Origin of the sequence: Brevundimonas sp. NPDC090276 (genome assembly GCF_044772165.1) — a bacterium.
In the GTDB taxonomy this organism is placed as follows: Bacteria; Pseudomonadota; Alphaproteobacteria; order Caulobacterales; family Caulobacteraceae; genus Brevundimonas.
In genome coordinates, this window is record NZ_JBIVYK010000002.1 from 1,024,765 (window position 1) to 1,045,906 (window position 21,142).

Annotated in this window: 20 protein-coding genes; 15 read left to right on the forward strand and 5 right to left on the reverse strand. The window is 67.6% G+C overall.

Annotated features, from left to right (window positions below; translation table 11 throughout):
• Positions 1-60: 60 nt before the first annotated feature.
• The 5 genes from ACIQTU_RS10825 to ACIQTU_RS10845 form a co-directional block, all read right to left on the reverse strand.
• Positions 61-2,418: a TonB-dependent receptor gene (locus ACIQTU_RS10825; RefSeq protein WP_400546484.1), complete on the reverse strand. Its 2,358-nt coding sequence runs from the start codon at positions 2,416-2,418 to the stop codon at positions 61-63.
• A 144-nt stretch (positions 2,419-2,562) separates the two neighbouring features.
• Positions 2,563-3,420 (reverse strand): SDR family NAD(P)-dependent oxidoreductase, encoded by an 858-nt coding sequence (locus ACIQTU_RS10830; RefSeq protein ID WP_400546487.1) that lies wholly within the window; start codon positions 3,418-3,420, stop codon positions 2,563-2,565.
• A complete protein-coding gene (locus ACIQTU_RS10835) occupies positions 3,413-4,249 on the reverse strand; it encodes an acetoacetate decarboxylase family protein (protein ID WP_400546490.1) in 837 nt (278 codons plus the stop codon). Before ACIQTU_RS10835 ends, ACIQTU_RS10830 begins: the two co-directional genes overlap by 8 nt.
• Positions 4,250-4,321: 72 nt before the next feature.
• Positions 4,322-5,512 carry an amidohydrolase family protein gene (locus ACIQTU_RS10840; RefSeq protein ID WP_400546493.1) on the reverse strand — a complete coding sequence of 397 codons (1,191 nt, stop codon included), beginning with the start codon at positions 5,510-5,512 and terminating at the stop codon, positions 4,322-4,324.
• Positions 5,513-5,642: 130 nt separating this feature from the next.
• Entirely contained in the window at positions 5,643-6,962 is a 1,320-nt protein-coding gene (locus ACIQTU_RS10845; RefSeq protein WP_400546496.1) for an MFS transporter, read from the reverse strand.
• A 259-nt stretch (positions 6,963-7,221) separates the two neighbouring features.
• On the opposite strand from ACIQTU_RS10845, the gene ACIQTU_RS10850 reads away from it, so the two are divergent.
• Genes ACIQTU_RS10850 through ACIQTU_RS10920 form a run of 15 tightly spaced genes read left to right on the forward strand, consistent with a single transcriptional unit; the run spans position 7,222 to position 21,103 of the window.
• Complete coding sequence (locus ACIQTU_RS10850) at positions 7,222-8,094, forward strand: CoA transferase subunit A (RefSeq protein WP_400546499.1); 873 nt, start codon at positions 7,222-7,224, stop codon at positions 8,092-8,094.
• Positions 8,095-8,105: 11 nt separating this feature from the next.
• Positions 8,106-8,918 carry a CoA-transferase subunit beta gene (locus ACIQTU_RS10855; protein ID WP_400546502.1) on the forward strand — a complete coding sequence of 271 codons (813 nt, stop codon included), beginning with the start codon at positions 8,106-8,108 and terminating at the stop codon, positions 8,916-8,918.
• Positions 8,919-8,920: 2 nt separating this feature from the next.
• Positions 8,921-9,820 (forward strand): enoyl-CoA hydratase, encoded by a 900-nt coding sequence (locus tag ACIQTU_RS10860; protein WP_400546505.1) that lies wholly within the window; start codon positions 8,921-8,923, stop codon positions 9,818-9,820.
• Positions 9,817-10,902, forward strand: a complete 1,086-nt coding sequence (locus ACIQTU_RS10865) for an NAD(P)H-dependent flavin oxidoreductase (protein ID WP_400546508.1) — start codon at positions 9,817-9,819, stop codon at positions 10,900-10,902. Before ACIQTU_RS10860 ends, ACIQTU_RS10865 begins: the two co-directional genes overlap by 4 nt.
• A gap of 12 nt (positions 10,903-10,914) precedes the next feature.
• Complete coding sequence (locus ACIQTU_RS10870; protein ID WP_400546511.1) at positions 10,915-11,664, forward strand: enoyl-CoA hydratase family protein; 750 nt, start codon at positions 10,915-10,917, stop codon at positions 11,662-11,664.
• An 11-nt stretch (positions 11,665-11,675) separates the two neighbouring features.
• Entirely contained in the window at positions 11,676-12,830 is a 1,155-nt protein-coding gene (locus ACIQTU_RS10875; RefSeq protein WP_400546514.1) for an acyl-CoA dehydrogenase family protein, read from the forward strand.
• A 2-nt stretch (positions 12,831-12,832) separates the two neighbouring features.
• On the forward strand, positions 12,833-13,909 hold the full coding sequence (locus ACIQTU_RS10880; protein ID WP_400546517.1) for an acyl-CoA dehydrogenase family protein: 1,077 nt from the start codon (positions 12,833-12,835) through the stop codon (positions 13,907-13,909).
• Positions 13,899-15,050 (forward strand): acetyl-CoA C-acetyltransferase, encoded by a 1,152-nt coding sequence (locus ACIQTU_RS10885; RefSeq protein WP_400546520.1) that lies wholly within the window; start codon positions 13,899-13,901, stop codon positions 15,048-15,050. Before ACIQTU_RS10880 ends, ACIQTU_RS10885 begins: the two co-directional genes overlap by 11 nt.
• Positions 15,051-15,061: 11 nt before the next feature.
• Positions 15,062-15,973, forward strand: a complete 912-nt coding sequence (locus ACIQTU_RS10890; RefSeq protein WP_400546523.1) for an SDR family oxidoreductase — start codon at positions 15,062-15,064, stop codon at positions 15,971-15,973.
• 10 nt (positions 15,974-15,983) lie between these two features.
• Positions 15,984-17,144, forward strand: a complete 1,161-nt coding sequence (locus ACIQTU_RS10895; RefSeq protein WP_400546526.1) for an acyl-CoA dehydrogenase family protein — start codon at positions 15,984-15,986, stop codon at positions 17,142-17,144.
• On the forward strand, positions 17,141-17,920 hold the full coding sequence (locus ACIQTU_RS10900; protein WP_400546529.1) for an SDR family oxidoreductase: 780 nt from the start codon (positions 17,141-17,143) through the stop codon (positions 17,918-17,920). The genes ACIQTU_RS10895 and ACIQTU_RS10900 overlap by 4 nt, the downstream gene beginning before the upstream one ends.
• A gap of 4 nt (positions 17,921-17,924) precedes the next feature.
• Positions 17,925-18,380: a MaoC family dehydratase gene (locus ACIQTU_RS10905; protein WP_400546532.1), complete on the forward strand. Its 456-nt coding sequence runs from the start codon at positions 17,925-17,927 to the stop codon at positions 18,378-18,380.
• A gap of 9 nt (positions 18,381-18,389) precedes the next feature.
• Entirely contained in the window at positions 18,390-19,592 is a 1,203-nt protein-coding gene (locus ACIQTU_RS10910) for an acetyl-CoA C-acyltransferase (protein WP_400546535.1), read from the forward strand.
• Positions 19,592-19,915 (forward strand): 2Fe-2S iron-sulfur cluster-binding protein, encoded by a 324-nt coding sequence (locus tag ACIQTU_RS10915; protein WP_400546538.1) that lies wholly within the window; start codon positions 19,592-19,594, stop codon positions 19,913-19,915. Before ACIQTU_RS10910 ends, ACIQTU_RS10915 begins: the two co-directional genes overlap by 1 nt.
• A gap of 9 nt (positions 19,916-19,924) precedes the next feature.
• On the forward strand, positions 19,925-21,103 hold the full coding sequence (locus ACIQTU_RS10920; protein WP_400546541.1) for an acyl-CoA dehydrogenase family protein: 1,179 nt from the start codon (positions 19,925-19,927) through the stop codon (positions 21,101-21,103).
• Positions 21,104-21,142 lie beyond the last annotated feature (39 nt).

A 21,142-nucleotide genomic window follows, 5' to 3' on the forward strand; every position in this document is an offset into this window, starting at 1 on the left:
AGTGACTCGATCAGGAGACCGGCGGCGCTGACGCCACCGATCCCCCATCGCGTTTTCGGCCTAGAACTTCACGCTGGCCTGTAGACCCAGGCTGCGCGGGTCGCCCCACTGACGCAGGGTGAACAGGGTCAGGTTGATGCCCGACACCCAGTACTCCTCGTCCAGCAAGTTCTTGCCCCACAGCGAGATCTCGGCCGTGCGCCCGTCGCCGATATTGATGTCGCTAAGCGAGATGCGGCCGTCCAGCAAGCCATAGGCCTTGCGATAGGACAGCGGGTCGCCGGTGATGCCGCCCTCCTGCCGGTCACGCCAGTTGTAGTTCAGGCTGGCGACGAACTCGCCGCCCGCCAGACCCGGCCAGCGATAGTCGACCCCCAGGGTGTAGTTGTGCCTGGGGATCAGCGGGAAGACATAGGTGTCGGTGACGTCCTGGCCCGAGGGCAGGATGAACTCGTCATACTCGGCCTTGGTGTAGCCGTAGCCGAAGTTGATCCGCAGGTTGTCGACCGGACGCACCGTGCCCTCCAGCTCGACGCCCGACATATGGGCCTTGCCGGCGTTGATGATGGTGGTCGTCACCAGCGACGGCACGAAAACACCCGCCTGGAAGTCCTTGTAATCACTATAATAGATAGATGCCGACAGGTTCAGACGGCGATCGAACCACTGCCCCTTGGTGCCGATCTCATAGGCCGTCAGCTTTTCAGGATTATAGGGCGTCATGAAGCTGGCGTTGGTCGCTGCCACGTCGTTGTTGCCGCCGCTCTTGAAGCCCGTGGCCACGCGGCCATAGACGTTCCAGTCGTCAGCCAGCTTCCACGACACGTTGAACTCGGGCGTGAACTCGGACCACGAACCGTCCGCCGTCAGCGGGATCAGATCGGACGGGCCGATGTTGCCCGGTCCCGGGAGGGCGCCGAGGGCCGGACCGCCGCTGCGCGTGATCGGATTGCCGGCGGCGTCACGCTTGAACACCCCCGAGCCCGGCGCCGCCGGATTGGCGAGATAGGCCGAGTAGCTCTGGCTGAGCGAGGTCGCCGACTTCTCGTCCTTGTTGATGCGGCCACCCAAGGTCAGGCTGAGCCGCTCGTCGAAGGCGGTCGGAGTCCAGGTCACCTGGCCGTAGGCGGCGACCGAGGTGTTGTCGGCCGAGCGCTCCTGCAGATCGTACTTGTTGCCGCCGAACTGGAAATTCCAGCGCGGGTTGAAGACGCCGTACTCTTCCTTGAAGCCAAACAGACCGAAGGTGTACTTCACCGGCCCGTTTGCGCCGATCAGCTGCAGCTCCTGCGACCACTGCTCGTAGTTGTTGTTGAGCGTGAAGTGCATCAGGTCGACGCCCGTCCCGTCGAAATCGGTCTGGCTACGCGACTTCATGCTGCGATAGGCCGAGATCGACTTGATGGTGATATCGCCGAAGAAGGGCACGGCGTCGGCGTTGTACTCGGCCGTCAGCGAGTGACCCTTGACGAAGAAATCGCTGCGATTGGAGTAGTCGTTGGCGATGCCATCCGGCCGCGTCGTGTGGATGGCGTTCTGGATATAGGGATAGAGGGACGCATACATCTGGCCCGGTCCAATCAGGCCCGGCGCACTGATCGCCAGCATGGCCGGCGAACTGCGGCTCGAGGTGTCGTCATAGCCGTAGGCGACCTTGATGTCCTCGGTCGGCCGCCAGACCACGTCCAGACGGCCCGCCTGCTGGTTCTGCTCACCGAAGGTCGAGAAACGGGCGTTGGGATGCGTGTTGTCGAAGAAGCCGTCGCGGGTGCGGCCCGAATAGGCCAGCTTGACGTCAAAGGCGCCGATGCCCTGACCGATCTCGCCGATGCGCGGCAGATCCAGCGACAGGCGCTGTTCGAACAGGTCGGCGCTGCCCACGCCCAGCATGAACTTGCCGCCGAACTGGCCAGTCGGCTGGCGCGTGACCAGGTTGACGGCGCCGCCGATGGTGTTCTTGCCGTACAGGGTCCCTTGCGGGCCGCGCAGCACTTCGACCCGCTCCAGGTCGACGGTGTCGAAGGCGGCGCCGGTCGACTTCGCGATCGGCACGCCGTCGATGTACATGCCGACGGGCTGGTCGCGGCCCAGACTGGTGTCCGCCGAGGGGGCCAGGCCGCGCATCGAGATCAACGGCCCGAAGGCGCCGCCGACCGTCTGGTTGATCTGGATATTGGGCACATAGCCGCTGATGGCGGAAATATCGGCCACCCCGGCGCGCTGCAGCGCCTCGCCGCCCAGGCTCGAAACCGACAGCGGCACGTCGATCAGGCGTTCCTCGCGGCGCTGCGCCGTGACGACCACGTCGTCGATGCTGGTGGCCTGTTCGGTCGCTGCTGCCTCTTGAGCCATGGCCATCACGGGCCAGGCGCCGGCCAGAGCGGTGCTCGCCAGCAGGATGGTCGCGGTGCGAGTCATGCGTCGTGTCATCTAACCCTCCCTAAATAGCCCATGACCTTTTCGGTCTAATTGGCTGTTTTTATTTGTTTTTATAAACGCCACTGTGGACCGACGGCGAGGAACGAGCCCCCTCCTCCTCGCCGCCGATTGTTTGTTGATGGTCTAGGCGCCGAAGCCCACGGGTTCAGCACGGGCCAGGATGCTGTCGGTGCGTCGGCGGATGTTGTTGTCGATCCGCTCGCTTTCCGGCAGCAGCCAGAACAGGCCGCTTGCCACGCCGTCCAGGGCGAAGTTGGCCACTTCCTCCGGCTCGGTCACCGGGACCCCGCCATTCTGCTGGGCCAACTCGGCCATCGACTTGCCCGCCGGTTGCGGACTGGCCGGATCGACGTAGTCCGCAGGCCGGGCCGAGCGCATCAGATTGGTGTTGACCAGATGCGGGCCGGGGAACAACAGCGCCGCCTTCACCTTGGCGTCCTGGGCCTTGAGCTGATGGTGAAGCACCTCCGTCAGGCTCGTCACCGCCGCCTTGGTCGAGGCGTATACGGGCGTTCGCGCCGAAGGCACCAGTCCGCCGTTGCCCGAGGTTGTGTTGACGACATAGCCGTGCTCGCCCCCCGCCAGCATCCGGGGCACGAAGGCCCGGATGCCGTGGACCACGCCCATGACGTGGATGTTGTGGCCCCACTCCCAGTCCTTGAGCGCCAGGGTCCAGATCGGCTCCCGGAAATCACCCAGGCCGACGCCGGCGTTGTTGAACAGCAGATGGACCGCGCCATGGCGGGCATAGGCCTGATCGGCCAGGGCCTCGACGGACTCCTGCTTCATCACATCGGCGACGATGCCGACGACGTCGCCCCCCTTGGCGCGCAGTTCAGCCGCGGTGGCTTCCAGCGCCTCGGCGTTGATGTCGCTGAGGACAACCTTGGCGCCCCGCTCGATCAGGGCTTCGCCCAGAGCGCGGCCTACGCCGCTGGCGCCGCCGGTGACGACGGCGACCTTCCCCGTCAGATCACGCATCCTGAAGCGCCGCCTCCGAAGCGAGCGCAATCTCGATGCCGCCGGTAGGGTTTTCGTCGTAGCGGCCGAACCAGAAGGGCTGCAGCCACTCGCCCGGCACCTTCTCCAGGATCTCGCCGCCCGTGACGCTGCGGCCTTCCGAATATTCCATCTTCAGCAGCTTGCGCACCGGCACGTCGACCAAGGGGTCACAGGCGGATTCGCGCAGGGTGACTTTTCCGCCGTTGACCACGTGGTGCATGTCCCAGTCGCGATCCCAGTTCAGTTGGGTCAGGAAGACATCGCCGTCGAAGCCGAAGCCGTTGTCGATACCCGGCATCCCCTTGTAGCAGAACAGGTTCTCGGTGAACTTCTTGGCGCCCAGGCTGTCGCCGATCTTGCCTTCCAGCTCGACGAAGGCGACGCCGTTGCGGGTGCAGGTGACGTGCAGACTGTCGCCGTTCTTGGTGAACTGGACGTCGGCGATCTTCTTAGGCTCGCCGAAGCGCTCACGGCCACCGATGACGACGAACTCGCCGCCCATGGGCATGGCCAGGACGTACCAGCCGACCTTGCCCTTGTAAGCGGACTCCACGCCGACCGTCATGGCCGCGGAAACGACCAGCTTGTCGGGCGTCGGACGCATTTCGACATAGGAGAACTGGATCAGGATCTTGGAGGCGGCGGTCGGCTCCAGCGGCTTGGGCAGCAGGGCCGCCACGATCTCGGGATCGGTCTCATAGAAGGCGCGCAGGGTCTGCACGGTGTTCTTGAGCCCGCCGCCCGAGGCGCGCGCCTCCATGGCGGCCTTGAGTTTATTCACGTCCTGAACGTAGCGAAGCTTGGCCAACGTCGTCTCTCCCAGTCGTTTTTTATGTGATGTGGACGAGAGCGGCGCGAAGGCAGCCGCTCCCGGTCGTTGTCAGGCGGCGGCCTTGATGAAGCTGGCCTTCTGCGGACCGATGCGGGCCGCGATGGCGTTCAGCGCCTTCTCATCCAGGTCGTAGACTTCCAGCGCATTGCCCGCGAACATCCTGGAAATGTCGTGTTCCGGCAGGCCGCCCAGGCTGGCGATCATCTTGGGCAGGGTGTGCGGCCAGGTGCCCTCGGGGTGCGGATAGTCGGTGCCCCACAGCACCCGGTCGATGCCGATGTTGTAGTAGGACTCGGTCGTTTCCTCGTCCGGCAGGGCCGAACAGCCGACCCAGATGTTGCGCTTGAAGTATTCGCTCGGCTTCAGCGACAGGTTCGAGCGGTGGTCGCCCAGCTTGCCGCTGGTGTGCTTGACCGAGGCGCGGACGTCCATCAGCTCCAACATCCACGGGAACCAGAACTCGCCGCCGGCTTCGGTGAAGGTGACCTTCAGCTTGGGGAACTGCTCGAACACGCCGCCGAAGATCAGCGCCGACATCGGGCGCGTCAGGTAAAAGGCGTATTCCGACAGATAGATGCCAATCCAGCCGGGCTGCGCCGTGTCATAGGCCGGCGCCGCGCCCGAGTGGAAGTTCACGGGCATGTTGTACTCTTGCAGCATGGCCCACACCCGATGGTATTTCGGATGGTTGTAGAAATCGAAGCCCTCCATCAAGGTCGGCAGGACCACGCCCTTCAGGCCGTTCTCCTTGGCCCAGCGGATCTCCTTGAGGTTCTCCTCCATGTCATAGAAGGCCGGGATGATGGCCAGGCCGATGCGGCGCACCGGGTCCATCTGACAGAACTCAGCCATCCAGCGGTTGTGAGCGCGGGCGCCGGCCCATTGCAGGTGAGCGTCCTTCAGGACCGGCCTCAGACCGATGTCGGCGCCAAAGGGCGGGGCGTTCCGCTCGGTGATGCCGTCGGGATAGAGGACCTCGGCGGCGATGCCGTCCTCGTCGAGAATCCGCGTGCGGATGGAGGAATCCCAGGCGCCTTCCATGCCTTCGCCCGCGGCGGCGCGCCACTTGTTGTTGAAGTCGTCGAGCAGGAAGTTCTTTTCGTGCTGTTCGCGCGCAGCGATTTCCTTGGCGATGCGAATATCGAATTCGGCCCGATACTGCGGATCGAGATACTCGCGATACCTCTCCGGCGGCAGACCAGCGTGACCATCAGAAGAAATTACCAGATACCGATCCACGGAACACTCCCACGTTTCTTTGACGGTTGAGAACTCATCTGTTCGTCAGCCGATTTTTTAATCTTGATGGAACGATTATTACCCGCCTCTCGTCGACAACAAGCGCGTGGACACAGACGGTTTATCCGCATCAGGAAACAATCGAAGTCCGCGCCAGATCGGCCTCACCGCGCCGCAGCGAGGCGTTCTTCCAGGCATAGAGCGCCAGCCCGGCCATGACGGCGCAGTTCAGAACAAAGGGCGCCGCAGGTGCGAACTCATACAGCAGCACGCCGACCACGGGGGTGACGACGATGGCTGCCCCCGACAGGCTCGAGACCATGCCCGCCACAAGGCCCTGCTGATCTGCGCGGGCCGCCAGCGACGCCCCCGCCGTAAAGCCTGGTCGGCAGAAGCTGAAGCCCAGGGTCAGCACGACATAGCCCAAGGTCAGCAGCCAGATCCCGTCCGCGAAGACGGTGATCAGATTGCCCGCCAGCGCCAGAAGCGCCCCGACGCGCAACAGCTGTCGCGGCGACATCTTCAGCCACGGGATCAGCACCCACTGGCCGACCAGGCCAGCGACCGCTCCCGCCGCCATGCCGATGCCGATGAAGCGTTGGGCCTCGGCCGCCGGCAGGGCCATGGAGTCCATGATGACGAATCCCAGGGTATAGACATTGATCGCCTGGGCGCAGGCCGACAACAGGCCGTACCAGAGATAGGGCCCGATATTCCTGTCGCGCCAGACCGCGAAGCCCGGCTTTTCAGACGCCGCCTTGCCCGCCGCCCTCGCCCTCAAGGCCGCCTCGCGCACGGCGGCAGACGGACGATCCGACGGGATCACCACCGCCACGGCGACCCAGATCGCCGCGGCGATCAGGGCGAAGACCACCATGGGCCCGGCCAGGCCGAGGAAGCCGAACACCAGCAGCGGCGACACCGCCGGGCCGATGATGGTGCCCATGCCCAGGGCCCCGGCCAGGGCTGACAGGGCGGCGGTCCGGTCCTTTTCGGACGTGCGTTCTGCCACATAGGCCTGGCTGGACGAGGCGGTCGCCGAGCCCAACAGGCCGAAGACGCCCCGGATCGCCGCAAAGGCCAGAAAGACCACGATCGGGGCCATCAGGGCCTGCAAACCGGCCCAGACCACTACCGCGCAGCCCAGCATGGAAAAGACGAAGCCGCCGAGGCCCAGCATCATCATCGGCTTGCGGCCGCTGATGTCCGACACCTTGGCCCAGTGCGGGGCGGTGATCGCCCAGAACAGGGCCGACAGTGAAAAGACCGCCGCGATCAGATGGTCGGAGATGCCGATGGCCCGGCCGATCGCGGGCATGACGGAGATCAGCCCCAGATTGCCCACGGCCATGGCCATCGACACCACGAAGATCAGAGAAAACACTGGCTTGGACAGGCTCTGCTCGCCCGTCAGGGGCGCGGCGGCGGCGTTGCGAAGTCTCTGAAGCACACTGGTCTCCCGCGCGGCGACCTTATGATGGTCGCGGGCGGACCAAGGCCGCCGGTCGGGAAAATAGAACCCAGGCAAACCGCGACGATAAGGCACGGATCGCGACCAGAGTGTTTCGTCTGCGGCCCTATTTCGGGTCCCGCGCAGATTGTCTTCGGACACAAACAATCCGTTCCTTCGGGGACCCTTCACCCTCTCCAGCCCGTCTCATAGCGTCGTGACAGGAACCAATCTTCCCTGCTTCACGGAGTGTCACGGCGTGCTGGACAAACGGCTGGATCTGGATGGCTTCGTCGCCAGCCTGCGCGACGGAATGACGATCGGAATCGGCGGCTGGGCGACGCGTCGCAAGCCCATGGCCCTCGTGCGCGCCATCGCGCGCTCCAACCTTAAAGACCTGACCATCGTCGGCTACGGCGGTCCCGATGTCGGGACTCTGGTGGCGTCGGGCAAGGTGAAGAAGCTGATCTTCGGCTTTGTTTCTCTGGATCATTTCCCGCTGGACCCGCACTTCCGCGCCGCGCGGCAGGCGGGCGCCCTGGAGATCATGGAGCTGGACGAGGGCCTGCTGCACTGGGGCCTGCGCGCCGCCGCCATGCGCCTGCCCTTCCTGCCCGCCAACTTCGGCCTGGCCACCGACATCCCCTCGCAGGGGATCAAGACGATCCGCTCGCCCTACGACGACGGCCAGACCCTGCTGGCCATGCCGGCGATCAAGCTGGACGCCGCCATCATGCACGTCCACCGCGCCGATCAGGCCGGCAACACTCTGATCTTCAGCCCCGATCCCTTCTTCGACGACCTGATGGCGCGCGCCGCCGATCAGGTCTTCGTCTCGACCGAACAGCTGGTGACGACCGAAGCTCTGGACCTGCCTGCCAACGCCCGCTTCCACCCGTTCGAGCGCAGCGTCGTCAGCGGGGTGATCGAGGCCCCGCTGGGCGCCCACCCGACCGGCGCCTCGCCCGACTACGGCATCGATATGGCCCACCTGAAAGCCTACGTCGGGGCGACCTCGCCGGAAGCCTGGGACGACTATCGCACCCGCTTCATCGACGCGGCGCCCGACGCCTATCTCGCGGCGGTCGGCGGTGACGACCACATCCGCGCCCTGCCCGCGCCGATCTACTGAGGCCCGCCGACATGACCCAGACTTCTCCCTACACCCTGGCCGAACTGTGCATCGCCGCCGCCGCCGACGCCTGGCGCAATGACGGCGAGGTTCTGGCCACCGGCATCACCCTGATGCCGCGCCTGGCCGCCGGCCTGGCCAAGCTGACCGTCAACCCGGCCCTGATGCTGACCGACGGCGAAAACCACTTCGTTTCCGAGCCCGTCCCGGTCGGCCCGCGCAACGGCTACGTCCCCAAGGTCGAGGGCTGGATGCCCTTCGCCCGCACCTTCGACAATCTGTGGGGCGGCAAGCGTCACGCCATGGTCGTTCCCACCCAGATCGACCGCTTTGGCCAGACCAATATCTCGGTCATCGGCGACCACGCCAAACCCAAGGCCGCCCTGCTGGGCGCGCGCGGCTATCCCGGCAACTCGATCAGCCACCCCAACAGCTATTTCGTGCCGACCCACAACACGCGGTCCTTCGTGGCGGGCGAAGTCGATTTCGTCTGCGGCGTCGGCTACAATCCGGCCCGCTGGCCCGATGGCAAGAAGCCTGCCGGCCTCGACCTGCGCATGGTGATCACCGACCTGGCCGTGCTGGACTTCAGCGGCGTCAACAAGGCGATGCGGGTGCGATCCCTGCACCCCGGCGTCACCTTCGATCAGGTTCAGGACAATACCGGCTTCGCCCTGGCGCGGCCCGAAGTCATCCCCGAAACCGCCGCCCCGACCGCTGAGCAACTGTCGATCATCCGCGACCGGCTGGACCCGCACAATCTGCGCGCCACCCTGTTCAAAGGCGATCCCGCCGGCGACCGCCGGCTGCAGGACGCCGCCTGATCATGAGCGACCTGGTCCCCCCGAAAGACGTCGAGATCACCTACGAGACCGAGACGCCCGTCGCCTATGCGGTAGAGGGGCCGGTCGCCTGGATCACCATGGATCGCACGGCGTTCCACAACGCCCAGAACTCGCAGATGACCTATGCGCTGGACGACGCCTTCCGCCGCGCCGTCGACGACGATGCGGTCAAGGTCATCGTCCTACGCGGGGCGGGAAAACACTTTTCGGCGGGGCACGACATCGGCACCCCGGGCCGCGACCTGCACAAGAGCTTTGATCGTCGGCACCTGACCTATGACCACATCAACAAGCCGGGCGCCGAGCTGCTCTATGCCCGCGAGCACGAGGTCTATCTGGGCATGTGCCGCCGCTGGCGCGACATCCCCAAGCCGACCATCGCCATGGTGCAAGGGGCCTGTATCGCCGGGGGCCTGATGCTGGCCTGGGTCTGCGACCTGATCGTCGCTTCGGACGACGCCTGGTTTCAGGACCCGGTCGTGCGCATGGGCATTCCCGGCGTCGAATACTTCGCCCACGCCTTCGAGATGCACCCGCGCATCGCCAAGGAGTTCCTCTTCCTGGGCGAGCGGATGCCCGCCGCCCGCGCCTATGAACTGGGCATGGTCAACCGCCTGGTCGCCCGCGATCAGTTGGAAGACCAGACCCGCGCCATCGCCGAAAAGATCGCCCTGATGCCGCGTCTGGGCCTGTCCCTGACCAAGCAGGCGGTGAACCACGTCGAGGATTTGCGCGGCAAGCGCACGGCCATGGACGCCGTCTTCCACATGCACCACTTCGCCCACGCCCAGAACGATCTGGTCAGCGGCCACAGCCTGGGCGGCCTGGACGGCAAGGCCATGGCCGCCGGCAACAGGCGCGCGGACGAGGGCAAGGCATGACCCTCAATACCGAACTGACCGCGCGGCTCGGCTGCCGCTATCCGATCGTCCAGACCGCCATGGGCTGGATCGCCACGCCCTCGCTGGTCGCCGCCACCAGCGAGGCGGGCGCCTTCGGCTTCCTCGGCGCGGCGGTGATGCGGCCCGACGAACTGCGTCAGGCCATCGCGCAGCTGAAGACGCTGACCGACAAGCCCTTCGGCGTGAACTTCCACATGTTCCAGCCGGGCGCCGCCGAGATCGTCGAGATCATCCGGGCCGAGCGCGATCAGGTCCGCGCCGTCAGCTTCGGGCGCGGCCCGGACAAGGCGATCATCGCCCGCTTCCGCGACGCCGGCATCGTCTGCATCCCCACCGTCGGAGCGCTGAAGCACGCCCGCAAGATGGTCGAGCTGGGCTGCGACATGATCACGGTTCAGGGCGGCGAAGGCGGCGGCCATACCGGCTCGGTCGCTACCACCGTCCTGCTGCCTCAAGTTCTGGACGCGGTGGACGTGCCGGTCGTGGCGGCGGGCGGCTTTAGCGACGGGCGCGGTCTGGCCGCCGCCCTGGCCTACGGCGCCGCGGGCATCGCTATGGGCACCCGCTTCCTGATGACCGCCGAAAGCCCCGTGCCCGGCGTCACCAAGGCCCACTATGTGAAGGCAGGTCCCGACGACATTCTGGTCACTACCAAGGTCGACGGTCTGCCCCAGCGGATGATCCGCAACCGGCGTCTGGCCCGCATCGAAAGCGCCGGTCCCGTCTCCATGTGGCTGCGCGCGCTGGAAAGCGCTCTGATGATGAAGCGCGCCTCGGGGGCCTCGACGCCCGAGCTTCTGGCCGCCGCCCGCGCCATGACCAGCCATGGCGGACTGACCCTGGCCCAGGCCATGATGGCCGCCAGCGCCCCCATGCTGATCCAGCGCGCCGTGGTCGAGGGCCAGCCTGACGACGGCCTGATGGCCACCGGCCAGGTGGCGGGGCGTCTCGGCGACCTGCCGACCTGCCACGACCTCATCGAACAGATTGTCGCTCAGGCCCGCACGCGGCTGGAGGCTGTGAGCAGCCCCCTCGCCTCCTCCCTGACGACGGCGGCCTGACGGAACCCTGACATGCCCATCCGCACCGACATCACAGACCGCATCGGCGAGGTCATCCTCGACCACCCGCCGGTCAACGCCCTGGACTCCGCGCTGTGGAACGCCCTGCCCGGCATCATCACCGAGGTCGGCAGTCGCGAAGAGGTGCGCTGCGTCCTGGTCCGGGCCGAGGGGCGCGGCTTCTGCGGCGGCGTCGACATCAAGGAGATGCAGGCCCACCCCGAGCGGATCGTGGCCCTGAACCGGGGCAACTACCTGACCTTCAAGGCCGTGCGCGACTGCCCGGTGCCGGTCGTGGTCGCCGCTCACGGCTTCGTCATCGGCGGCGGCATCGGCATCTGCGGCGCGGCGGATACGGTCATCGCCTCGGACGACTGCTACTTCTCCCTGCCCGAGATCGACCGTGGCGCCATGGGCGGGGCCTCGCACCTGTCGCGGATGCTGCCCCTCCATGTGGTGCGCGCCGCCTTCTTCACCGGCGGCAGGGTCACGGCCCAGGACGCCTGGCGCCTCGGCGGAGTCGAGAAGCTGGTTCCGCGCGATCACCTGCACGCCGAGGCCCGCGCCTTCGCCGCCGTCATCGCCGCCAAGAGCCGCACCGCCCTGGTCCTGGCCAAGCAGGCGCTGAACGGGCTCGAGGCCCGCGACGTCGACCACGGCTACCGCTTCGAACAGGGCTTCACCCTGGAAATGTACATGCACGCGGACAGCCAGGCCTCACGCGACGCCTTCGTCCACGACAACCAGACCGCGACGTTCTGAAGGTCATCCCAGTGAACCTGAGTTACACCCCCGAGCAGACGGCCTTCCGGCACGAGGTGCGCGCCTGGATGGCCGGCCACGTGCCCGTCCAGCCCCTGCCCTCATTCGACACCGCCGAAGGTTTCGAGGCCCACCGCGAGTGGGAGCGCACCCTGAGCCGAGGCAATTTCGGCATGGTCACCTGGCCTAAGGCCTATGGCGGCCGGGCGCTGGACCTCGTCCAGTGGCTGATCTTCGAGGAAGAATACTACCGCGCCGGCGCGCCCGGTCGGGTCAATCAGAACGGCATCTTCCTGCTGGGCCCGACCCTGATGGAGTTCGGCACGCCCGAACAGAAGGCCCGCTTCCTGCCCGCCATGGCCGCCGGCGATGAAATCTGGGCTCAGGCCTGGTCCGAGCCCCAGGCGGGCAGCGATCTGGCCGCCGTGGCCGCCACCGCCGTCGTCGACGGCGAGGACTATGTCCTCAATGGCCACAAGATCTGGTCGTCGCGCGCCGTCTTCGCCGACTGGGCCTTTGTTCTGGTCCGCACCGAGGCGGGGTCGCAACGTCACAAGGGCCTGTCCCTGCTGCTGATGGACCTGAAGACGCCGGGCGTCCGCGTCCAGCCCATCCCGCAGATCGACGGCGAGGCGGGCTTCGCCGAAATCTTTCTGGAAAACGCCCGCGTGCCGGTCGCCAACCGGCTGGGCGACGAGGGGCAGGGCTGGCACGTCTGCATGGCCACCGCCGGGTTCGAGCGCGGCCTGATGCTGCGCAGCCCGGCCCGCTATCAGGAGGCCGCGCGCCGACTGGCCGCCCTCTATCGCCGCCACGAAGACGCGGTCGATCCGGCGCTAGGCCGCGACGTGGCCCAGGCCTGGATGAACGCCGAGGCCTATGCCCTGTCGATCTATTCGACGGCCTGTCGTCTGACGGCGGGCGGGACGATCGGAGCCGAGGCCAGCTGCAACAAGATCTTCTGGTCCGAGATGGACATCGCCCTGCACCAGACGGCCATGGCCATCCTCGGCCCGCGCGTCGAGCTGCTGGCGACGCCCGATACCGACACCGGCGACTGGCTGGGCGGCTATCTCTTCTCGCTGGCTGGGCCGATCTACGCCGGATCGAACGAGATCCAGCGCAACATCATCGCCGAGCGCCTGCTCGGCCTGCCGAGGGGCTGATCGTGGATTTCGCCTTCTCCGACGAACAACAGGCCATCGCCCAGGTCGTCCGCAGCCTGCTTCGGGCGGAATGCACGGGCGCGCATCTGCGCCGCCTGATGGACAGCGGCACGGCGCGCGACGAGACGCGCTGGCGCCAGATTTTCGATCTGGGCCTGACCGGCGTCATGGTCCCCGAGGCCAGGGGCGGTCTGGGTCTGGACGAAACCGACTTCGTGCTCATCGCCCAGGCCTGCGGTCACGCCGCCCTGCCGGAGCCGCTGATCGAACTGGCGGGCGTGGTCCTGCCGTTGCTGGCGGCGGTCGATCATCCGCGCGCTGGCCACTGGCTGGACCGGGTTTTGGCGGGCGAAACGACGGTGGCTCTGGGCCATCCGTCCAACCCCTTCATCGCCGACGCCGATACGGCCGGCGCCCTGCTGCTGGTCCACGACGGCGCCCTGCATCTGGTCGAGCGGGCAGCGGTCGAGCTGATCGCCCAGCCGAGCGTCGACCCCTTCCGCCGCCTGTCGCGCGTGGTCTGGACGCCCTCGAACGAGACCCTGATCGGCAGCGCCGCCACAGTTGCCCCCCTGCTGGCCACGGCGCTGGAACGCGGCGCCATCTTCGCCGCCGCCCAGTGCATCGGTCTGGCCGAGCGCAGCGTCGAACTGGCCGTCGACTACGCCAAGGAACGCACCCAGTTCGGCAAGCCCATCGGCGTCAATCAGGCGGTGAAACACCTGCTGGCCACGGCCCAGGTCAGAATCGAGTTCGCCCGCCCCGTCGTCTTCGCCGCCGCCGCCGAGCGCGCCGCCGACAACGTCCTGTCGCGCGCCCGCGCCTCCCACGCCAAGCTGGCTGCGACCGAGGCCGCATCCCTGGCCGCCCGCACCGCCATCCAGGTCCACGGAGCCATGGGCTATTCGTGGGAGGTGGACGTCCACTTCCTGCTGAAGCGCGGCCTGGCCCTGGCGGGCGTCTGGGGCGACGAAAGCTTCCACCGCGCGCGGGTCAGGAGCCGCGCCCTCTCCTCCCCCGACATCGACCACAGCTTCGCCTGGGCCGCCCTGAAGGAAGACGCCGCCCATGCCGCATGAGGCCTATATCATCGACGCCGTCCGCACCCCCGTCGGGCGCAAGAAGGGCGGACTGGCCCACGTCCATTCCGCCGATCTGGGCGGACACGTCCTTTCGGCGCTAATGGCGCGCGTCGGGGTCGATCCTGGCGCGGTCGAGGACGTGGTCTTTGGCTGCTGCGACACCATCGGTTCTCAGGCTGGCGACATCGCCCGCTCCTGCTGGTTGGCGGCGGGCCTGCCCGAGCACGTTCCCGGCGTGACCATTGATCGCCAGTGCGGCTCGGCCCAGCAGGCGGTGCATTTCGCGGCGCAAGGCGTGATGAGCGGGACCCAGGACATGGTCGTCGCTGGCGGCGTGCAGAACATGAACGCCATCCCGATCTCCGCCGCCATGCTGGCCGGTCAGGCCTATGGCTTTGCCGATCCCTTCCGCGGCTCGACCGGCTGGCAAGCCCGCTATGGCGATCAGGAGGTCAGCCAGTTCCGCTCGGCCGAGATGATCGCCGACAAGTGGAACATCAGCCGCGCCGAGATGGAGCAGTTCGCGCTGGAGAGCCATCAGCGCGCGCTCGACGCCGCCGAGGCCGGGCGCTTCGACAATGAGATCATCCCGCTGGCGGGCGTGACGCACGACGAAACCCCGCGTCAGACCTCGCTGGAGAAGATGGCGACGCTGCAACCGCTGACGCCCGACGGGCGCATCACCGCCGCCGTGGCCAGCCAGACCGCCGACGGCGCCGCCGCCCTGCTGCTCGCCTCGCCGAAAGCGGTCGCCGATCATGGCCTCAAGCCGCGCGCCCGCATCCACCACCTGTCGGTGCGCGCCGATGATCCAGTCTGGATGCTGACCGCGCCCATCCCGGCCACCCGTCATGCGCTGGAAAAGACCGGCCTGCGGATCGAGGACATCGACCTGTTCGAATGCAACGAAGCCTTCGCCTCGGTCGCCATGGCCTGGATGAAGGAGCTCGGCATTCCGCGCGACCGGGTCAACGTCAACGGCGGCGCCATTGCGCTCGGCCACCCGCTGGGGGCCACCGGCGCGCGCATCATGACGACCATGCTCAACGAACTGGAACGCCGCGGCGGCCGCTACGCCCTGCAGACCATGTGCGAGGGCGGGGGTCAGGCCAATGTCACCATCATCGAGCGTCTGTGAGGAAAGCGTCCATGTTCGGTATCTGTGAAGGCCGCGTGGTCATCGTCACGGGCGCGGGCGGCGGACTGGGCCGCGCCTACGCCCTGGCCCTTGCGGCGGAAGGCGCGAAGGTCGTCGTCAACGACCTGGGCGTCGGAACCCACGGCGAGGCCGGTCAGACGCTCGGCGCGGCCCAGGCCGTGGTCGATGAGATCCTCGCCGCCGGCGGCAAGGCCGTCGCCAACACCGACGACGTGACCGAGGTCGAGGGCGGCCAGCGCATGGTCCAGACGGCGCTCGACGCCTTTGGCGACCTGCACGCCGTGGTCAACAACGCCGGCTTCGTGCGCGACCGGATGTTCGTCTCCTGCACGCCCGAGGAATGGGACGCGGTGCTGCGCGTCCACCTTCGCGGTCATTTTTGCGTCAGCCGCGCCGCCGTCGACTACTGGCGCGCCAAGCAGAAGGCGGGGCGCAATCCCGAGGCCCGCATCATCAACACCTCTTCCGGCGCAGGCCTGCAGGGCTCGATCGGCCAGAGCGCCTATTCCGCGGCCAAGGGCGGCATCGCCAGCCTGACCCTGGTTCAGGCCGCCGAGCTGGGCCGCTATGGGATCACCGCCAACGCCCTGGCCCCGGCCGCCCGCACCCGCATGACCGAAACCGCCTTTGCCGAGGCTATGCAGGCGCCCGAGGACGGCTTCGACGCCAACGACCCCGCCAATGTCGCCCCCACCATCGTCTGGCTGGCCAGCGCGAGCTCCGCCGAGGTGACGGGTCAGGTGTTCGAACTGCAGGGCGGACGGATCATGCTGTCCGAGGGCTGGCGCAACGGCCCCGGCGTGGATCAGGCTCGCCGCTGGCGTCCGTCCGAGGTCGGCGCTGTTGTCCATGAGCTTCTGGCCCAGCGCACCCCGGCCCAAGCCGTCTATGGCGCGGGCTGAGGGCAGGCGAATGAACATCACCCTCAGCGACGAACAACTGGCCATCGCCGAAAGCGCCCGCGCGTTTCTGGACGAACACGGCAGCTCGGCCCGTCTGCGCGCCGCCATCGAAACCGCCGCCGGCTGGGACGCCGAGCAATGGCGCGCCATGGCGCAGGAGATGGGCTGGCTGGGCGTCGCCGCGCCCGAGCGTTTCGGCGGCAGCGACCTGGGCCTGGTCGAGCTGGCCATCCTGCATGAAGAAGCCGGGCGCACCCTGACAGCGGCCCCGCTGTTCCCGACCCTGGGTCTGGCTCTGCCCGCCCTGATGTCGGCGGGCTGCGAGGCGCGACAGGTCGAGTTCCTGCCGCGTCTGGTCGAGGGCGAGATCCGCGCCGCCGTCTGCCTGACCGGCGCCTCGGGCGCGCCTGTTCCCGGCGATGTCGCCATCCGTCTGACGGCGGACGGCGACGGCTGGCGGCTCGACGGGACCGCCGAATATGTCCTGATGGGCCACGCTGCCAATCTGCTGATCGTCGTCGCCCGCACCGCGGGAACAAGCGGCTGGGAGGGCCTCAGTCTGCTGGCCGTCGCCGCCGACACGCCGGGGATCAGCATTGAGCGCCTGACCAGTCTGGACCTCACCCGCCCCTTCAGCCGCGTCCGCTTCGATCAGGTCCGCGTCAGCGACGACGCCCTGCTGGGCGCGCCGGGCAAGGCCGCCGCCGCTATCCACCGGATGCTGGCGGTCGGCACGGTCATGCTGGCCGCCGAACAGCTGGGCGGGGCCGAACGGACGCTGGAGATCACCACCGACTACGCCAAGCAGCGCGTCCAGTTCGGCCGCGTCATCGGCTCCTTCCAGGCCATCAAGCACAAGCTGGCCGACATGATGATGGCCGTCGAATCCGCCCGCTCGGCCCTGCATTACGCGGTGCGCCTGCTGGATGTGCCCGACGAGATGGAAGAGGCCGCCGCCGTCGCCGGGGCCTGCTGCTCCGAGGCCTTCCTGCAATGCGCGGGCGACGCCATCCAGATCCACGGCGGCATCGGCTTCACCTGGGAACACGACGCCCACCTCTATTTCAAGCGCGCCCGCGCCAGCGCCGCTCTGCTGGGCGGCCCCTCGCATCATTACGAAGCCGTCGCCGGCCTGATGGGTCTGGACGAGGCGTCGGAGCCCTCCGCATGACCCCTCCTCCGCCCTATCCGGTCGCCCGCAACCTGTTGCAGGGCAAGACCGCCGTCATCACCGCCGCCGCCGGCACCGGCATCGGCTTTTCCGTCGCCAAGCGCTTCGCCGAGGAAGGCGCGACCCTGCTGATCAGCGATCTGCACGAGCGCCGCCTGAACGAGGCCGCCGACGCCATCGAGGCCGCCGTCGGCCGGCGCCCGGCGACCCAGCTGTGCAACGTCACCGTGGAGGCCGAGGTTCAGGCCCTGGCCGCCCGTTCGGTCGAGGAGCTGGGCCGGGTCGACATCCTGGTCAACAACGCCGGCCTGGGCGGTTCGACCGCCGTGGTCGATATGGCCGACGACGAATGGGCCCGCGTCATCGACGTGACCCTGACCAGCGTCTTCCGCATGAGCCGCGCCTTCCTGCCCATCATGTATGCGCAAGGGTCCGGCGCCGTGGTCAACAACGCCTCGGTCCTGGGCTGGCGGGCGCAGAAGCTTCAGGCCCACTACGCCGCCGCCAAGGCCGGGGTCATGGCCTTCACCCGCTGTTCAGCGCTGGAAGCCGCCGAGCACGGCGTGCGCATCAACGCCGTCGCCCCCTCCATCGCCATGCACGCCTTCCTGGCCAAGGTGACGACGCCGGAACTGTTGCAATCCCTCGCATCGCAGGAGGCCTTCGGTCGTCCCGCCGAGGTCTGGGAGGTCGCCAACGCCATGCTCTTCCTGGCCTCGGACCTGTCCTCCTACATGACCGGCGAAGTGCTGTCGGTCTCCAGCCAGAGGGCCTGAGGCCATGCGCGTCTTCGAGACCCCGCAGGCCATGCTGGGACTGACCGATGAAGCCCTCGGCGTCAGCGACTGGGTGCAGATTGATCAGGACCGCATCGACGGCTTCGCCCACGTCACCGGCGACGACCAGTGGATCCACGTCGATCCCGAACGCGCCAAGTCTGGCCCCTTCGGCGCCACCATCGCCCACGGCTACCTGACCGTCTCGCTGGCCAACCTCTTCCTGCCCCAGATCATCGAGGTGCGCGGCTTTTCGATGGGGGTGAACGTCGGCGTCGACAATATCCGCTTCCTCGCCCCGGTCCGGGTCGGCTCTTGCCTGCGCGGCTCGGGCGTCCTGCTGCACGCCGAAGAAGCCAAGGCCGGGTCGGTTCAGGCCACCGTCCGCATCACCATCGAGATCGAGGGCGAGGCCAGGCCCGCCTGCGTCCTCGACGCCATCAGCCGCTATTATCCGTAAAGAGATTCCATGCGCCAAGCCGTCATCGTCAGCGCCGCCCGCACCCCCATCGCCAAGGCCTATCGCGGCGCCTTCAACGACACCGAGGCCACCGCCCTGTCCGGCCACGTCGCCGCCGAGGCCGTGCGCCGGGCGGGCATAGACCCGGCCAGCATCGAGGACGTCATCGTCGGCTGCGCCGCCCAGCAGGGGACCCAAGGGTATAACATCGGCCGTCTGACCGCCGCCGCCGCAGGCTTTCCTGACAGCGTCGCCGGCATGGCGCTGGACCGGATGTGCGCCTCGGGCCTGATGGCCATCGCCACCGCCTCGAAACAGATCGCCGACGACGGCATGGATGTCGTGGTCGCGGGCGGGGTCGAGTCCATCACCCTGACCCAGAACAAGCACAAGAACGCCTGGCGCGCCCGCAACGAGAGCGTCATCGCCCACTCGCCGCATATGTACATGCAGATGATCGAGACCGCCGAACTGGTTGCCGACCGCTATGGGATCAGCCGCGAGGCGCAGGATCAGTACAGCTTTGAGAGCCAGCAACGCACCGCCGCCGCCCAGGACGCAGGACGCTTCAATGCCGAACTGGCGCCCCTGACCACGCGCAAGCAGGTGGTGGACAAGGCCACTGGGGCGATCAGCCATGAGACCGTGACCCTGACCGCCGACGAAGGCCCGCGCGCCTCGACCACGCTGGAAAACCTCGCGGCGCTGGAGCCGGTGTTCAAGGACGGCGACATCATCAAGCAGGGCCGCCATATCACCGCGGGCAACGCCTCGCAGCTGTCGGACGGCGCCGCCGCCGTGGTGATTATGGAGGCCGCCGCCGCCGAGCGCGCGGGTCTGTCGCCTCTGGGCGCCTGTCTGGGCATGAGCGTCGCCGGCTGTCGTCCTGACGAGATGGGCATTGGCCCCGTCTTCGCCGTGCCCAGACTGCTGGCCCGCCACGGGCTGAAGGTCTCCGACATCGGCCTGTGGGAACTGAACGAGGCCTTCGCCTGTCAGACCCTCTATTGCCGCGACACTCTGGGAATCGACCCGGAACTGTTCAATGTCGACGGCGGGGCCATCGCCGTGGGCCACCCCTTCGGCATGACCGGAGTGCGCACGGCGGCGCACGCCCTGATTGAAGGCAAGCGTCGCGGCGTCAAGCACGCCGTGGTGACCATGTGTGTCGGCGGCGGCATGGGCGCCGCCGCCCTGTTCGAGGTGTTCTGATGCCCCAGATTTTCGTGACCCAGCAGGACGGCCAGCAACTGACGCTGACGGTTCCCTCAGGCCGTCGCCTGATGGAAGCCCTGCGCGACGGCGGCACCACGGTCGAGGGCACCTGCGGCGGGGCCTGTTCGTGCGGCAGCTGCCACGTCTATGTCGACGACGCCTGGCTGACCAAACTGACCGAGGCCGAGGACGACGAGCGCGAGATGATCGAGGCCATCGGCGACGTGATCGAGGTCCGTCCCAGTTCTCGCCTCGCCTGCCAGATCCAGATGAGCGACGCTCTGGACGGCCTGACCCTGACCATCGCCGAAGCCATCTAGGAGGCTGGGATGAGCCGCAATTTCGCGCCCGAACACGAGGGCTTTCGTCGTCAGGTCGCGGCCTGGCTGGACGAGCAGCTGTCCGGCCCCTTCGCCCACCTGCGCGGGCTGAACAACCACGTCGACTCCATTCCCGAGCGCCGGGAGTGGGAGGCGGCTCTGGGCAAGGCGCGCTACGGCTGCATCGGCTGGCCCGAGGAATGGGGCGGTCGCGGCGCCAGCATCGCCGAACAGGTCATCTTCGCCGAGGAATACGCCCGCGCCAAAGCGCCCTCGCGCATCGGCCATATCGGCGTCGAGCTGGCGGGACCGACCCTGCTGCTGCACGGCACCGAAAAGCAGAAGCAGCAGTTCCTGCCCGGCATCGCCTCGGGCGCCGACATCTGGTGCCAGGGCTATTCCGAGCCGAACGCCGGCTCCGACCTGTCCAACGTCCGCACCACCGCCTGGCTGAAGGACGGGCGCTGGATCATCAACGGCCAGAAGGTCTGGACCTCGATGGCCCAGTTCTCGGACTGGGTCTTCGTCATCTGCCGCGCCGATTCCGGCACGCGCGGCGCCAGCGGCCTGGCCTATCTGTTGGTGCCGATGAACCAGCCGGGCGTCACCGTCCGCCCCATCCGCCAGATGACCGGCGAGGCCGAGTTCAACGAGGTCTTCTTCGACAACGCCGAGACCGCCGCCGAGAACATCGTCGGCCAGCCGGGCGAAGGCTGGAAGGTCGCCATGGCCACCCTGGCCTTCGAGCGCGGGGTCTCGACCCTGGGCCAGCAGATGCATTTCAGGAACGAGCTGGACGAACTGGTCGCCCTCGCAAAAGCCAATGGCGCGGCCCGCTCGCCCCTGATCCGCCAGCGTCTGGCCAAGGCCCACGTCGGTCTGACGGTCATGCGCGCCAGCGCCCTGCGGATGCTGGCCAATCAGGACCCGTCCCCGACGTCGGGCGCCTATACCTACAAGCTCTACTGGGCGCTGTGGCGCCGTTCGCTGGGCGAACTGGCCATGGATGTTCAGGGTCTGTCGGGCCAGATCGGCACGGGCGAGGCCGACTTCAACGCCCTGACCCATATGCACCTGATGTCGCGCGCCGAGACCATCTACGCCGGCACCAACCAGATCCAGCGCAACATCATCGCCGAGCGCGCCCTGGGCCTGCCCCGCGAAGCGCGCGGCGCCCTGCACGCCTGATCTCCCCCTCCACCTCGGCATAAAAAAGGGCCTCTCCAC